At 65.8% G+C, this 16,643-nt stretch carries 8 protein-coding genes; 7 read left to right on the top strand and 1 reads right to left on the bottom strand.

Features of this window, described 5'->3' with window-relative positions:
- Positions 1-17 precede the first annotated feature (17 nt).
- From KF715_02645 to KF715_02630, 4 genes are all read left to right on the top strand, one after another.
- Positions 18-2,843, top strand: coding sequence for a hypothetical protein (locus KF715_02645; GenBank protein ID MBX3735563.1), 2,826 nt, complete (start codon positions 18-20; stop codon positions 2,841-2,843).
- A gap of 149 nt (positions 2,844-2,992) precedes the next feature.
- Positions 2,993-3,925, top strand: coding sequence for an alpha/beta hydrolase (locus KF715_02640; protein MBX3735562.1), 933 nt, complete (start codon positions 2,993-2,995; stop codon positions 3,923-3,925).
- On the top strand, positions 3,922-6,156 hold the full coding sequence (locus KF715_02635; protein ID MBX3735561.1) for a GH92 family glycosyl hydrolase: 2,235 nt from the start codon (positions 3,922-3,924) through the stop codon (positions 6,154-6,156). The genes KF715_02640 and KF715_02635 overlap by 4 nt, the downstream gene beginning before the upstream one ends.
- Before the next feature lie 57 nt (positions 6,157-6,213).
- Positions 6,214-7,203 carry an alpha/beta hydrolase gene (locus KF715_02630; GenBank protein MBX3735560.1) on the top strand — a complete coding sequence of 330 codons (990 nt, stop codon included), beginning with the start codon at positions 6,214-6,216 and terminating at the stop codon, positions 7,201-7,203.
- Between the two features lie 34 nt (positions 7,204-7,237).
- Here the strand turns inward: KF715_02630 and KF715_02625 are convergent, their stop codons facing one another.
- Positions 7,238-9,163 (bottom strand): hypothetical protein, encoded by a 1,926-nt coding sequence (locus tag KF715_02625; GenBank protein ID MBX3735559.1) that lies wholly within the window; start codon positions 9,161-9,163, stop codon positions 7,238-7,240.
- 252 nt (positions 9,164-9,415) lie between these two features.
- Here KF715_02625 and KF715_02620 point away from each other — a divergent pair, with 252 nt between their 5' ends.
- From KF715_02620 to KF715_02610, 3 genes are all read left to right on the top strand, one after another.
- Positions 9,416-11,707, top strand: a complete 2,292-nt coding sequence (locus tag KF715_02620) for a TonB-dependent siderophore receptor (GenBank protein ID MBX3735558.1) — start codon at positions 9,416-9,418, stop codon at positions 11,705-11,707.
- Between the two features lie 76 nt (positions 11,708-11,783).
- A complete protein-coding gene (locus KF715_02615) occupies positions 11,784-13,712 on the top strand; it encodes a sodium:proline symporter (GenBank protein ID MBX3735557.1) in 1,929 nt (642 codons plus the stop codon).
- Between the two features lie 3 nt (positions 13,713-13,715).
- Positions 13,716-16,616 carry a family 78 glycoside hydrolase catalytic domain gene (locus KF715_02610; GenBank protein MBX3735556.1) on the top strand — a complete coding sequence of 967 codons (2,901 nt, stop codon included), beginning with the start codon at positions 13,716-13,718 and terminating at the stop codon, positions 16,614-16,616.
- Positions 16,617-16,643: the final 27 nt, after the last annotated feature.

The following is a 16,643-nucleotide window of genomic DNA, read 5'->3' as shown; positions in this document are numbered from 1 at the left end:
CCGGTGCACCGACAGAAATGTCCCCTGCGACCGTTTGGCTGCGCCGACAGGTGCGTCTGCCGACGGGAGACTGGAATCGCGCGGTGCTGCGGCTCAAAGGAGCGCGCTTCGCACCGGAGGTTTGGGTGAACGGCGAGCGTGTTTCGGGCGCTGCTGGCGGCATGGCGCCGACCGAACACGAGTTGCCGGCTTCACAGCTCGCTCCCGGCGGTGCCGTCAAACTCGAGGTCGCCCTGCGCTCGTTGCGCGATCTCGATCCCGCCGACGCCTCGGCGGTGCCCGTCGCGGATCGCTGGCGCTCGAACATTTCGTCCGGGCTGTGGGACAGTGTCGAACTGCATCTCTATCGCGACGCGCGGCTCGTGCGACTGCTGCCGTCCTACGAGCCGGAGCACGGGCAGCTCGCTTTGCAATGGCAGGCATCGGCGCCGGCGCGCGCCGGCGCGGCGCGGCGTGTGCGACTGGAACTGATGCGGGACGCCGACGGGACCGTGCTCGCCACCGTCGATGCGCCGGCGCCGGCGATGCAGGGTAGGGTGGCGCTCGCGCTGCCTGAGGGCTGCGCGCTGTGGAGCCCCGAACATCCGGCGCTCCACCGCTTGCGTGTGACGCTGCTCGACGGCGATTCTCTATTGGACTGGAGCGAGTTCACTTGGGGGCGTCGGGATTTCCGCGTCGAGGGAAAGCAGCTGCGACTGAACGACGAACCCGTGCGCTTGCGCGGAGTGTCCGTGGTGTGGCACCGCTGGCTGCGCGATCCCGAGGCGGCGGCGCTCGCATGGGACGTGGACTGGTTCGACCGGCAGATCGTCTCCCGCTTGCGCACGCTGGGCGGAAACTACCTGCGCTTTCACCTCGGCCTCCCGCCGGAACGTCTGCTGGATCTTTGCGATCGGCGCGGTTTGTTGGTGCAGATCGAGTGGCCGTTTTTTCACGGTATCCCCGCGTCGCGTCGGAGCATGGAGGAGCAGTGGCGCGCGTGGCTCGACGTCGCCGCGCGCCATCCCAGCGTCGTGTTAGTGCAGCCGTGGAATGAAACCGAACCCGACGCGCTGCGGGATGCGCCGGCGGCGTTGGCGGCGATCCAAGCGGACTATCCGCGGCTGGTGATCGCGCACCGCGATATGATGCCGGTGCACAAATACTGGTGGAGTCTGTTCGAGAACCTTGGGCTCTACTACGACTCGGCGGAGCAGTTCCCGCAGGCCGTGGTCGTGGACGAGTTCGGCGGCAATTATCTCGACGGCCAAGGCGAGCCCGGGGCCTACCCGACGGTCAAGGAAAGCCAGCGCCGTTTCCTCGGAGCGCGACCGACGCGCGAGCAGCGTCTCCAACTCCAAGCCGACTCGTGCGGTCGGGTCGCTGAATACTGGCGGCGTCTTGGCGTCGCGGGCTTCGCGCCATTCTGCGCGCTCAGTAGCCCGGCCGATGGCAACCACTGGTTTCTTGGTCCGCTGAGTGAGGGACGGCCGAAGCCGGTATGGGCCGCGCTGTCCGCGGCGTTCGCGCCAGTGAGTGCCAGCATCGATATGTGGGATCGAAATTTCTCCTGCGGAGATCGCGTGCCCGTGCCCGTGCAAATTTTCAATGACACCTCATCCGAACTGTGCGTGCCCGTGCGGGTGTGCGTCGTCGCGGTCGGTGAGGTCATTCGCGAGGAGGCGAAGCTCGTGCAAACGGTCCCTGCGCACGGCACGGTGCGCACGTCGGTCAGCGTCCAGCTCCCGACGACTCCCGGTGAATGGCGGCTGGAGGCCACAGTCGTCTCGGCCGCGAATCCGACGTTGCAACCGTCCGTCTCCACTTGGCGTGCGCGCACGATGGACGTCGTGGTGCCACCTGCTCTCGCCGGGACGAAAATCGCATTACCTGAAAACGAAACCGAGCTGCGGGCTTTTCTCACGCAAAACGGCCTCGCGTGTGTGGGTCTCGGCGATCCCACGGCGCGACTCGTCGTCACTTCGGCGGCGAGTTGGAGCACTCTCGCGAGTTCGTCCCCTTTGCGCGCTGCCCTAGACTCGGCCATCCGGGCGGGTCAATCCGTGGTGATGCTCGATGTTGGTCCCAAATTGCTCGGTCCCGGCTATCCCGATCGAGGAGAAGTGCCGCTGGAGAAATTGCGCACGGTCGTCGCGCCGCGGCACGAGAGGCGAGCGCTGGTGGGCGGCGTGATCGTCGATTTCCACGAGGTGACGGAACCCGAGAGTCACCTTCATCCGGCGGAGAACGATGCCTCGCTTTGGTGGCACTTGCCGCAGGAGGCCACTTGGTTGTGGAACGGGCTGCGCGGAGGCCTGATCGCGCCCGCCGCGGAGATGGAAATCTCCGGCCTGGGCGCGACCGGCAGCGCCATGCTTTGGACGCAGCGCGGAGCCGACTCGGAAGCCCTCCGTGCCGGTCGCCCCATTTACGCCTACGAGATGGCCGGTTACTACGAGTTCTCGGCTTCCCCGGACGACAAGGCGGCTGTTGAACGCTTGAACCAGCGGGTGCGATTCCTGATTGAGGACGCGCCTTCGCTGAGTGCGCGTATCGAGCAAAGCGGTGGGTTACGGGTGGTCGATTTGCGAGCGACTCTGAACCAAATCTCCGTCTCGGCCCGCGCCACGCGAGTGGTGCCGCTGGCACATTGCGGCAACAATCTCGCTCGCACGCCGGTGGTGGGGGTGGAGTTCGGCGTTGGAGAAGGAACGCTGATCGTCTCCCAGGTTCTGACTGCCGATCGGCTCAGCCGTCGCCGCGCGCCCGCGCCCGACTGGCGGGTGAAGCATCACGACCCGGCAGCCGAGCAATTCGTGCTGAACCTTCTCGCGCGGGCGTTGCCCAAGAACGACAGGCGCTAATCCCAGTGCGTTGGCCGGTGGCCTAGGCATGCCGCCATCTTGGCGCCAAAACAGATATGCCGAAAATCGTCCCGACAGCATTGTAGGCGTGAAATGCGCCGCCGGGCGGCTACGGTCGGGCTTCCGGTGTGCTGTCTCCGGTTTCCCGCATGAACCTCCCTGCCGTCGCCCTCGCTCTCGGTGCCGCTGTGCTTTGCTGTCCCGCATTGCTTGCTGATCAAGGAGCCTCTCCCGCTCCCGTGCCCGATGCGGCCGACGTCCACTATGGCGCGCATGAGCGTCAGGTGTTCGATCTCTGGCTGCCGAAGCCGACTGGGCCGGACGCGCCATTGATCGTGTTCATTCACGGCGGAGGATTCGTCTCCGGCGACAAGAGTCTCGTGCTCGGCATGCATGGGATGCTGGAGCGGTTGCTGGCGCAGGGATTCGCGGTCGCTTCGATCAACTATCGCTATTGCGGTCCGGGCGTGCCGCTGCCGGAGCCGATGCGCGATGCGGCGCGCGCCGTGCAATTTCTCCGCGCCAACGCGCCGCGGTGGGGCATCGACCGCCGGCGCGTCGCGCTGTGCGGTGGTTCGGCCGGCGCCGGCATCGCGCTCTGGCTGGCGTTTCACGACGATCTCGCCGAGCGACGCAGCGCCGATCCGGTGGCGCGGCAGTCCACCCGCGTCTCCTGCGCCTTCGTCTGGGATGCGCAGACGTCCTACGATCTGCGCTTCTTCCGGAAATACATCGGCGGACACCTGGACGAGAACGAACTCGGCCCGATCCTCTACCAGCTGCCGCGCGAGCAGTTCGAAACGCCGGCGGCGCACGCGCTCTTCCGCGAGATTTCGCCGATCGAATTCGTCAGCGCAGGCGATCCGCCCGTGATGCTCTACTACGAGGTGTCGTGCACTCCGCTCCCGTCGGACGCTCCGCCGAGCGAAGGCGCGCATCACCCGGCGTTCGGTCCGCCGTTGCAGGCGCGCGTGCAGGAAGTCGGCGGCGTGTGCCTGCTGCGGCACAAGGATGACTACGCGGCGCAGGGCGGCTCTTGGGCGGCGGATATCCACGCGTTTCTCGAGCGTTACCTGCGGTGAAGAACGACATGGGCCGGGATGCCGAAAAAAACATGGGCGGTTCGTTGCTCGACTGGGTCGACACGCGGCAGGGCACGGACTCCGATCCGGATTTTTCCCGGGGCAATACGCTGCCGCTGACGACGGTGCCGCACGGGGCTGTCGGCTGGACGCCGCAGAGCGCGAGCGGTCGCTGGATATTCGACCGGCGCGCCGCGAAATTGCAGGGCTTCCGCGCCGCGCGTCAACCGAGCCCGTGGATCGGCGACTACGGCGAATTCCTCGTGACTTGCGCCGGCGGTCACGCCGCTCCGACTTCACCCGGTGTCGTGGATTCCTCCTATGACGCCGCGACGACGGTGGCGCGGCCGGACTATTTCCGCGTGCACTTGCGGCGCTACGACATCCGCGTGGAGATCACACCCACGGCGCACGGTGCGTGCCTGCGGTTCACTTTCGCCGGTCCGGGAGACGTGTGGCTGGCCTTTCAATCCGGGCGCGGCGAAGTGACTCGGATCGATGGCGCGCGTAGCTGGATCAGCGGATACTCGACCTCCAACCAAGGCGGCGCGCCGGAGAATTTCCGTGCACACTTCATCGCGGAAGTGGATGCGCCGATTCTCGACTCAGGAAATTTTCCTTCGACTGGCGCCACCGTGCCGGGTTTCACGGGCACCGGTTTGTGGCTGAAGTTGCGCCGTCCGCGCGGCGGTGTCGTGACGGTGCGCGTGGCCACGTCGTTGATCGACGCCGAGCAGGCCCGCTGCAACTGGCGGCGCGAGTTGCAGGGCCGCAGTTTCGCGCAAGTGCGGCTCGCCGCCCAACGCGAGTGGGAGCGCGCGCTCGGCACCGTGCGAATCGACGGCGCGGACGCGGCGCAGTGCCGGACTTTCTATCGCTCGCTCTACCGCTGCTGGCTTTTCCCACGGCGCATCGACGAAACCGACGCGGCCGGGCGGCGCCGACACTACAGCCCGTTCGACGGACGCGTGCACGACGGGCCGCTCTACACCGACTGCGGATTTTGGGACGGCTACCGCGTCTTGTTTCCCTTGCTCAGCCTGATCGCGCCCGAGGTGCTCGGCGACATGATCGCGGGCTGGCTGAACACCTACCGCGAGGGCGGTTGGCTGCCGAACTGGGCGAGCCCGGGCTATCGCGCCTGCATGGTCGGCTCGCACGGCACGGCGGTGATCGCCGACGCGTGGCTGAAGGGTATCCGCAGCTTCGACCCGGAGCTGGCGCTTGAGGCCCTGCTCAAGGACGCGACGGCCAACTCCGACACGGCGCAATTCGGACGCGTCGGCGGCGCCGACTACGCGGCGCGCGGTTATGTCGCGGCCGATCTCACCGCGCACGCGGTCGCGCGAACGCAGGACTACGCGCACAGCGATTTCGCCATCGACCGGTTCGCGTGCGCGCTCGGTCGCGGCGAATTGACCCGCGCCATCGGCGCGCGTGCAGCGAATTACCGTCACGTGTTCGACCGGCGCTCCCGTTTCTTTCGCGGACGTCTGACCGACGGCAGTTGGCGGGCGCCTTTTTCGCCGTTCGAATGGTCAGGCGATTTCATCGAAGGCGGCGCGTGGCAATACGCCTGGGGCGCGCCGCACGACGCGGCGGGCCTGATCGCCCTCCACGGTGGCGACGCGGCGTTCGTGCGGCGGCTCGACGAGATGCTGGCGCTGCCGCCGCGTTTCGAGACGGGATGCTATCCGCACGAGATTCACGAGATGACGGAGATGGCAGCGGTGCTGTTCGGACAATACGCGCACTGCAATGAGCCGGTGCATCATGTGCTGTATTTGTTCACGAGTGCGGGCCGCCCGGATCGCACACAGCACTGGGTGCGGCGCGTAGTGGACGAGCTCTACACGCCGGAGCATTTTCCCGGGGACGAGGACAACGGCGCGATGGCGGCGTGGTATGTCTGTTCGACGCTCGGCCTTTTCCCGCTGACGTGCGGGCATCCCGGCTACGTTCTCGGCGCGCCGCGCTTCCCGCGTGCGACGCTGCGCGTTGCGGGCGGAGAGCAGCTCGTGATCGAGACGCGCGGTGGGCGTCGCGGTGTCGTGCCGCCGTATGTCGCGCGAGCAGCGGTCAATGGCCGGTCGCATGACAGCCTTGAAATCCCCCACGCGCAGATCGCCGCGGGCGGACGCCTCGATTTCCAGATGACGACCGATGCATTGCGGGCCGCCGAGCGCGGTCGCCTGCGGAAGCCGTTCAGCGCTTCGACGGCGATGTCGTGAAACCGTTGAGAGGGCGGAAAAAGGCATCCCGGCGACCGGAAGCGGCATGAATTGTCCGTGGCTCGCACCCTGCCGGCGTGGTTGTTTGCGCGCACCCGGTGCGCGGCGCTAGTGCTTGGGCCGGGCTCTATCCCTATGAAACGTCTTCTGTTCATTCTGCCTTGGATTGCGGTTGTCGCTGGCGCGGCCACGACCGCCCCGGAAAAACCGCAGCCGTATCTCGCGAACATCCACTACGGCGAACACGAGCGGCAAGTGCTAGACTTGTGGATCGCACCCGCGGCCGAGAAGGCGCCGACGCCGCTCGTGATCTTCATCCACGGCGGCGGCTTTGTTTCGAGTGACAAGTCAATCATCACTCCGGATATGCTGCTCGGTCTGCTCGGGCAGGGCTACTCGGTCGCTGCGATCAACTACCGGTATTGCGGGCCTGGTGTGCCCTTGCCGGGGCCGATGCTCGATGCGGGCCGGGCGTTGCAGTTCCTGCGCGCGAATGCCGCGAAGCTCCACCTCGACCCGAAGCGCGTTGCCTTGTGCGGCGGCTCCGCCGGCGCGGGCATCGCGCTATGGCTGAATTTCCATGACGACCTTGCGCAGCCGCAGAGCGTCGATCCCGTCGCGCGCGAGTCCACGCGCGTGTCGTGCACCTTCGTGTGGGGTGCGCAGACTTCTTATGATCTGCGTTTCATCAAGAAATACGTTGGCGGACGTCTGGCGGAGATCGACCTTGGGCCAATCATCTTCCAGCTGCCGCGCGAAGAGCTCTATACAGAGAAAGCGTTTGCGCTTTATCGCGAGGTGTCGCCCTACGATCACGTCACCGCGGGCGATCCGCCGGTGTTTCTCTATTACGACGATCCTCTGACGCCACTAGCCCCAGACTCGTCGCCGGAGAAAGGCATTCACCATCCGTCGTTCGGTCCGCCGATGAAGGAGAAGATCGAGTCGGTCGGCGGCTACTGCTTGCTTCGGCACAAGAACGAGTATGCGATTACAGGCGGCAATTATCCCGCGGAAATCTTGAGTTTTCTGAAGCGCTTCCTGTGAGTGCGGCGCGAGCCCGCCGCACTCGCGGGCAGCCTTAGTAAGCGTCGGTGCGAAACGGCGCGGCCGGGAGGCCGGCACCGTTGACTAGGTTGGTTGTCGGGCTGTCGGCCCACGCGTAGCGCACGTGCCGTGGTGCCGGCACGGCGGCGGTGTTCACGATCACCGTCTCGCCGTTGATGTGGGCGGTGGCCCGGTGAAATTTGCCGTCGGCACCCGCGAGTTCGAAGCCGGACACTTCGGTCACGCGGTCGCGCGTGCGCAGTCCACGCGCTGAGTTCCAGTGGATGCGCGCCTCGGCACCGTCGATCTGAACGCGCGCGAGTGTTGGCCCTACCGCGACGATTTCGCTTTCTCCGTAGGTGCCCGCGCGTGTCAGCAAGGCGAGGCGACGTCCGACGTCCTGTTTGTTGCGCGGATGGATGTCGTGTGGGTCGCCGATGTCGATGGTTACCGCCATACCGGTTTCGGGTTCCGCGAGCGTTCGCGTCTGCGCCTCGCGCAGCTGTGGCCAGAGTCCGTTTTGCTCGAAGTTGGCGATCTGCACGAAATAGAATGGCAGCTGTCCTTGCTTCCACCGCCCGCGCCAGTCGCGGATGAGCGCGGTGAAGCGCGCTTGATAACTATCATGCTGGCCGACGTTGGACTCGCCTTGATACCAGATGAAGCCGCGCAACCCGAATGGGACGAGTGGCGCGATCATGCCGTTGAAGAGCGCAGCGGGTTGATTCTGAAAATTGATTTCCGGCGGCGGGGGCGGGCAGGTGGCGAAAACGCTGTCGGGGACTTTGGGGATCGTGCGCTCGACTTGCCAGCGCCACGGGCCGGCGAGTGGCTGGCTGAAATCGCCGCTGCTCGCGACGAGCGCGCGGGCCGGCCCCATGAAACCGCCGAGTCCATAGTGATCGAAGACGCGCACCGCGACGACGTTTCGTCCCGCGCGGACGAGGCGGGCGGGCACGGTGTAGCGACGCAGCACTTCGTGGCAGTCCGGCGTGTCGATGTCCGTGCGTCCCACGAGCTCGCCGTTGAAATAGGTGTGGTCGCGGTCGTCGATGGCGCCGAGTTCGAGCACGAGATCGCGGCCGGCGGATTCGACGGGCAGATCGAGTTCGCGACGGAACCAGAAGATGCCGTTGTCGGCGTGACCGGCGCTTTGGATGGTGGCAGGAAGCTCGATGTTCGCCCACGCGCGGTCATCGCAATCGAGAGCGGCCCATCCGCGGGTGAATCCGAGGTTTTCCGTGTCGCGCGGAAACGCGGTTCCGATCCATTGCTGCATCGCGCGATGATAGTCCGCTTGGATCTTCGGCACCTCGGACGCAGTCGCCGCGAGGTGGGCCAGCTCGACATCCACGCCGGGCCAGACCGCGCGCAAGCCCTCGGCGCTCGCCCACGCTTCGACGCGGGTGCCGCCCCACGACGCATCGATCACGCCGACCGGAACACGCTGCGAGCGATGAATCTCGCGGGCGAAGAAGTAGCCGACGGCAGTGAACCCCGCTGCCTCCTTTGACGTGGCGAGCTTCCATTCGACCTGCACGTCGGAGGCGGGGGTCATGCCGGTGCGTTGGGGAACCTTGGCGATGCGAATGGCGGAAAATTGTGCGTCGCGCACTTCCTTGGCCGCGTCGATCACGCCGCCGACGGGAAATTGCATGTTGGACTGTCCGGAGGCGAGCCACACGTCGCCGACGAGCACATCTTCCAGCACGCGCTCGCTCGAACCGGTGACGCGGAGTCGATACGGGCCGCCGACCGGGAGGATGGGGCAGTGGAGGGTCCAGCGCCCGTGTTCGTCGGTCACCGTCGAAGCCGTGACGGGCAGCGGGGGGCCTTCGACCGTGAGCGTAATGGTCTGTCGGGGACGGTCGGTGCCCCAGATTGGGTTGGCGCGGTCACGCTGGAGGACCATGTGGTCCTGGAACAGGCCGCTGAGTGAGAGAACGGCAACGAGCATCATGGGAAGGGATGGAGGCTGAACCGAGGCGGAGCCGTAGCGATTGGCGGCGATTCGACAACCGGAAGTTCATTTCCAATTCGGCATTTTGCGGTGAAATTTTCCTCGAGATTCGCGAGCGTAGGATTGCCTGCTGGCGAGTGAAGGATTCACCGTGGCAGCTCTTGCTGCGGGTTGGTCATCGGCGCAGAGCAGGTGTCCAGCCCTGAACGCATCCGCGCCGGGGCGGCACCAACCCCGATCCCAACCAGCCCAATGCAGACCCCGTTCGCCCCCGCACTCCGTGTGCTCCGCCGTCGAGGACAGGCTCTCGCCTGCGCCGCGACGCTCGCCGCTTTGCTCCACCCCGGATTGGCCCGCGCGCAATCCGCCATCCCCGCCGAGTCCGCCAAGGAAAAGGACGGCGAAGTGCTCACTTTGCCGCAGTTCGTCGTCACGACCGACAAGGACCGCGGCTATATGTCGACCAACGCCAGCTCCGGCACGAAACTCAACCAATCGTTGCAGGAAATCCCGGCCACCATCTCGATCGTCAATCAGGAGCTCATTCGCGACCTCGGTGCGAACACCGTGCAGGAGCTCCTCCGTTACGCGCCGGGCGTCACGACCTCGGATAACAAGACGGAAGATATCCAAGTGCGTGGCTTCAACATCCTCGTGCCCCTGCTCGACGGTTTTCGCGAACCGCAAGGCGTGCCCTCCGAGCAGATGCATGTCGAGCGTGTCGAGATTCTCAAAGGCCCGGCCGGCATTCTCTACGGCAACACCTTCGGCCTCGGCGGCATCATCAACCGCATTTCGAAGAAGCCGGACTTCAGCAAGCCGATCACCGAACTCTTCGTGCAGGTGCGCGACAACGATTACTATCAGGCCTCACTCGATTTCGGCCGCAAGCTTGGCGACCGCGCCGCGTATCGCGTCATCACCAACTGGATCGATTCGCACGACTTCCAGGACTTCGTCACCCTGAAGCGCAAATACATCCGACCCACGATCGAATGGCGCCCGACGCGCAACACCACGGTGCGTGCGACCCTCGAATACGGACGCCAGATCACGCACGCCGAATACAACGCTGACTTCTGGAATCCCTACACCGATTCGCTCCTCAAGCTCCCGCAGAAATTCAATCCCGGCGAGGATCTCTCCGAGGAAAAATCAACTCGGCGCGCCTTCAATCTCGAGGTCACGCAGCAACTTGGTCGCCAGTGGGTGTTGCGCAACGCGCTCCAGCTCACGCGCCACAAGGAAGATAAAGGCGGCATGACCTTCGGCTTCGCCACCGCCGGCACGGCTGCCGCCGTGATCGTCGCCCCGGACGGCACCCCGCTCATCGGCGGCGTCCCGGCGAATGTGCCCGCCAACTGGCTCGTCCGCAGCCCGCAATACACCGACCGCCTCGTCGGCAACTACTTCAACCAGCTCGACCTCGTTGGCAAATTCGACACCGGCTCCGTCGAACACACCTTTACGACCGGCGTGGAAGTCACGCAGGACGTCGACGATCTCACGCTCTATAACGGCCTGCTTTCCAGCATCGATCTCTCGAACCTCTCCTACGGCGCGCTCTCCGGACAATACGGCGACAAGGTGTTCAACAACCTCCGCTACGGCCACCGCCGCACCGAGACGTGGTATTGGGCCGGTTACGTGAGTGATTCGTTGAAGCTCTTCAACGGCAAGGTCGGCGTGAATCTCGCGCTGCGCTACGACGACTTCCAGCAAATCTCTGCGACCCAAATCAAGTGGCCGTTGCCGCCGCAGCAACCGGTCACCGACCTCGATCTCGGCCGCAACAAGTTCTACGCGAAGCCCAACTACATGCCGCGCGGCGGCCTCGTCTACAATTTCAACAAGGACGTGGCGCTCTATGCCGGCTACAGCGAGGCCTACATTATCGTCACCAACTCGAATCCCGACGGCTCGATCCTCAAACCCGAGACCGGTGAACAGTATGAAGTCGGCCTCAAGGCCGCCGCGCTGGGCGGGCGCCTCGCGACGAACCTCTCCGTCTTCAAGCTGAAGCGTGGCAACATTGTCGAGTCCGACCCGGCCCGCGCCGGCTTCCTGCGACAGATCGGTGAGCAGGAGTCGCAGGGCTTCGAGGCCTCTTCGATCGCGGTTCTCTCGAAGAATATCCAGATGATGGGCAGCTACGCCTATACCAGCGGCAAGACCTCGTCCTCCACCGATGCCAGCCAGATCGGCCTGCCGCTGCAAGGCCTCGCCCGCCATCGCGCCAACGCGCTCGCTCGCTACACGATCACTGAAGGCGAGTTGAAGGGCCTCGGCTTCGGTCTCGGCATGAACTACGCCGCGGGCCGCAAGGTCTGGACTCCCGCGTCGCTCGTCACGCGCCGGTTCGCCTCGCTGCCCGACGCGACCGTGGTGGATGCGATGTTCTACTACTCCGCGGGCAAGCTCTGGGATGTGTCCCTCAACATCCGCAACGTCTTCGATCGCGACTACTATGCGACCGGCAACGAAGCGGGCTGGCTGCGTGGCACGCCGCGTGGCTTCGTGTTTTCGGCTCGGCGTCGCTTCTGATTGCGGGTGAAACCATGACCGGGCGGCCTGTGCGGGTCGCCCGGTTTCTCATCTCCGCCTCGTCCCTCTCTCCCCTGTGCACGTCCTCGACTGGTTAGTGATGCTGCTGCCGCTGGCCGCGATTATCGCGGTGGCCATCTACACCCAGCGCTGCATGCGCAGCGTGGCCGCCTACATGGCGGGCGAGCGACTGGCCGGGCGCTATCTCCTCGGCGTCGCGCGCGGTGAGTTGCAGGCGGGCGCGGTGGTGTTCGTCGCGCTGTTCGAGGTGCACCGGCACTCGGGCTTCACCACACTGTGGTGGAGCTGGGCGAACTGGCCGGTCGGGCTCATCATCGCGATGCTCGGCTTTGTCTACTATCGCTTCCGCGAGACGCGGGCCATGACGCTCGCGCAGTTCTTCGAGCTGCGCTACGGCCGCAGTTTCCGCGTGTTCACCGGCATGCTCGCCTTCGTGGCGGGCATCCTGAATTTCGGCATCATTCCGGCGGTGGGTGCGCGGCTCATGGTGCACCTGCTCGGCCTGCCAGTGCATTTTCAGCTCGGGGCGTTTGTCTTGCCGACCAACGTTGCGATGATGGGGCTGCTGCTGAGCCTGAGCGTGTTGATCACGCTCTCTGGCGGCGTGATCACCGTAATGGTGACGAACTGCCTTGAAGGCATCTTCGCGCAAGCGACGTTCGTGGTCCTGATGATCGTCCTCGCGCAGAAATTCGAGTGGCGGCAGATCGTCGAGACGCTGACCGCAGCGGCGCCGGGACAGTCGCTGCTCAATCCGATGGATTCCGGCGGGCTCAAGGATTTCAACGTCTGGTTTATTCTCATGAGCACGTTCTTCGGCGTCTACGGCACGATGGCGCTGCAAAATTCCAGCTCCTACAACGCCGCCGCGCGCACACCGCACGAGGCGAAGATGGGCATCCTGCTCGCGCGCATGCCGGAGATCGCGAAATACGCCGTCATCTCGGTCCTCGCCGTCTGCGCGCTCACCTGGATGACGCACCCGGATTTCGCCGGCCGCGCCGGGGCGATGGCGTCGAGCTTGCAGCAGATCGACAACCCGCAGGTGCGCCAGCAAATGGAAGTCCCGGTCGCGATTGCAGAGTTTCTGCCGATCGGGGTGCTGGGATTGTTCTGCGCCGCGATGGTCATGGGCATTTTCGGCGGCGACTCCACGCATCTGCATTCGTGGAGCAGCATCTTCGTGCAGGATGTGCTCGTTCCGCTGCGCAAGGAGCCTTACTCACCACAACAGCATGTGCGCGTGCTGCGCTGGGCCGTTGTCGGCGTGGCGGCTTTTGCCTTTATCTTCGGGAGCCTGTTCAAGCAGACCGAGTATGTCGTGATGTGGTTTCAGCTCACGACTGGCATCTACGTCGGCGGCGCCGGTGCTGCGATCATCGGCGGGCTGTATTGGCGCAAAGGCACCGCTGCCGGTGCCTGGGCGGCCGTGCTTGCGGGCATGGTCCTGTCGACCGCGGGCATCTTACTGCGTCAGTTCTACGGCGACGCTTTCCCGCTGAACGGGATCGAGATCTACTTCTGGGTCGCGATCGTAGCGACTGCACTCTATGTTTTGGTTTCGCTCGCCACGAGCCGCGGCGATTTCGACCTCGAAGCGATGCTCCACCGCCACGAGACGAAGCGCGATACCGTCGAGACGAAGCTGCCTTTCTGGGAGCGCTTGCTCGGCCTCGATGTCGATCACACGCGGAGCGATCGGTGGGTGGTCGGCGGAATTTTCGCCTTCACCATGGGGATGTCGGTGATCGCGCTGGTCGGCACACTGTGGTGCTGGTTATCGCCGTGGTCCGTTGATCGGTGGTCGATTTTCTGGAGAATCTTCGGGCTCGGCGTCCCGCTGGTGGTCGCGACGGTCACGACCGTTTGGTTTTCCTGGGGAGGCTTCCGCGACCTGCGGGATTTCTTCGCCCAGATTCGCGCGAAACCCGTCAACCACGCCGACGACGGGCGCGTGCTCGGCCAGCGCAACGCGGGCGAATAACTCATGCCGTCCGATGCCGCCGTGACCGCCGGCGCGCAGTGGAATGCGCCGTGGATTTGGACGCCGGAGCCGGTGTGGGCTGCGAACGCCTTCGTGCGTTTCCGACGTGAGCTCGACCTGGAGTCGCCGGCGGGCGTGCGCATTGAGCTCACCGCCGACGCCCGCTATTGGCTCTGGGTGAACGGCGTCTTCGTCGGCGCCGGTCCCGCGCGCGGCTGGCCGGAGCACTGGAGCTACGACCGGCACGAGCTCACGCCGCATCTGCGCCGTGGGCGGAACACGATCGCGGTGCTCGTGAATCATTGGCGCTCGGGCAATTTTCAATATCTCGCCGCGCCGCCGGGATTCACCGCGCGCGTCCTTGGAAGCGACGATGCGCTGCTCGACGTCACGGGACCGCACTGGAAGACGGCTCGCGCTGTCACGGAGTCGGGGCACACGCCACGCATCTCTGTGCAGCTGGGCTTCGAGGAACACCACGACGCCCGTGCCGAGGACGGCTGGCGCTCGACGGGGTTCTCGGCGGCGCACTGGCGTCGCGCGGTGCCGGCGTCGACGGCGGTGCGCAAACTGGAACCGCGCGACATCGCGCACCTCACGGGCGAAACCGTCCCGGCGCAGACGGTGCTGCGCGAGGAGGAAGTCCGCCCGGCTGCGCATGTCTGGAACCTCGACCTGAAGCCGCTCTTCGCGCCGCGCGACACGTCGTCCAATTTCTGTTTCGTGCGCGGATTCGTCGTCACGAGCGTGCACTCGCCGGCCGATCAGACCGTGGAGCTCATCCGGCCGCATCACCACGCGGGACCGTTTCTCGTCGGCGCGAAGCGGTATCCCGCGCTCGCGTTGCCGCCACGCGAGGATGTGGTTGCCGAACCAGTGGAACTGCAACGCGGTTGGAATCGGATTGTGTTTCCTTACCCCGGTTACCACGACGCACTGGCCGCGGATTTACCGGCTGGTGGCGTGCACTTGCCGGTCTTCGTGTTGACGGTGCGCGCGGCGAGACGGCTGCGCTGGGATTATCGCAACGGCAAGGGTGGGGCGCCGTGGGCGTTCGCCGGTCCGTTCCCGCTCGGCGAAACGCGCACGGCGGCGATGCGCGCGCAGGTGGATTACCCGCGCGTGGTGCAGGCGGAGCGATTCCCGATCGGCGCGACACTCGCGCAGGCAAAGCGCTGCGAGCAGGCGGACGGCGCGCAATGGGATGAGTGGGCAGACGCGCGCTGGGTGCACCCGCTCACTGCCGAGGAATGTCTCGCGCACGACGTCTTCGCCGAGTGGTGCGGTGACGAGCTGCGAGCGCGGCGCGGCGCGAGCGCGGGTCACGCGTTTCCCGAGTCAGGACTGGAGATCGGCGCCGCGGCCGACAGGAGCGATGTGCGCGTGCTGTTCGACTTCGGTCGCATGGTCGTGGGGCGCGTGGGATTCGCTGTCGTGGCGCCGCGTGGCGTGCGGATCGATGCGCACGGCTTCGAGTTCATCCAGCCCGACGGCCGGCACAATCTCGCTACGGGAATGAACAACACGCTGCGTTACACCAGCCGGGGCGGCGCGCAGGAGTTCCGGAGTCTTCAGCGGCGCGGCTTTCGCTACCTGTGGCTCGTCGTGCGCGGGATGCGTGGCCGAGCCGTGCACGTGCGTCGCCTCGACGTCGAGGTCAGCACGCATCCGCAGCCGGCGCGCGGTCGCTTCAAATGCTCGGATGAGTTGCTGAACAAGATCTGGGCGACCGGGGCGCACACACTGCGCTGCTGTGCTGAGGATACCTACACGGATTGTCCGACCTACGAGCAGACGCATTGGGTCGGCGATGCCCGCAACGAGGCGCTGGTGGATTGGGTCGTGAACGGCGACCCGCACCTGTGGCGTCATTGTCTGTTGCAAGCGGGCCGCGGACTCGAGCGCCTGCCACTCGTGCCGAGCCATGTGCCGAGCTCGTGGGAAAATCTGCTGCCCGCGTGGACTTTTCTGTGGCTGCGCTCCTGTCGCGAATATCTCTGGTGGACCGGCGACCGCGTCGGCGCGGCAGAATTGTTCGGTTGGGTCCGCAAATGTGTCGCCGGCATCGAAGCCAATCTCGGGTCCGATGGTCTCTTCCGTCTGCGTGCATGGAATATGTTCGACTGGGCGGCGATGGAGACGCCGGCCGACGGCGCGGTGACGCACCTGAGCTGTCTCGCGGCGCAGGCGCTCGACGACGTCGCCGAACTCGCGGATTGGCTCGGAAGCGGCGCCGAGTCGGCGCGCTGGCGCGAGACCGCCGCGCAACTGCGCGACGCGGTCAATCGGCACTTGTGGGACGAGGGCACGCGCGCCTACGCGGATTGCCGACACGCCGACGGCCGGCTCGGCACCGTGCGCAGCCAGCAAACGCAGGTTGCGGCGCTGCTGGCCGGTGTCGCGCAGGGAGGGCGCGCACGGCACTGTCGGCGGATCGTCGCGCGCGCACCGGAAGGTTTCGTCCGCGCCGGCAGTCCCTTCTTCGTGTTTTTCCAACTCGAGTTGCTTGCGCGTGGCGCCGACGGCGCGGGGATGCTCGAACTGATGAGCCGTGCGTGGGGTTTCATGCTGCGGGAAGGCGCGACGACCTTCTGGGAGCTCTGGTCGCTGACCACGGGACGGCTGACGCGCAGCCATTGTCATGGTTGGTCGTCCGCGCCGACGTATTTTCTCAGCACGGCGATTTTAGGTATCACGCCGGGAGCGCCTGGTTCTCGGGTGATCCGTTTCCGCCCCGCACCAGGCGGCTTGCGCCGAATTAGCGGTGCGGTGCCGACGCCGTGGGGCTGGACGGAAGTCGAGGGGCGGCGTGCAGGGCGCGTGTGGCATTACACTCTGGCGGTGCCCGCCGGTTGTCGCGTGGAAACGGCTCTGGACGCAGCCGATTCGTTGAGCGTGCGCTGAATCGCGGTCGGAGGAATCCGGGCGCGA

The organism is Candidatus Didemnitutus sp., assembly GCA_019634575.1.
Taxonomy (GTDB): Bacteria; Verrucomicrobiota; Verrucomicrobiia; order Opitutales; family Opitutaceae; genus Didemnitutus.
Note: the sequence above shows the minus strand (reverse complement) of the source record. Positions and strands in the feature narration are given on the sequence as shown.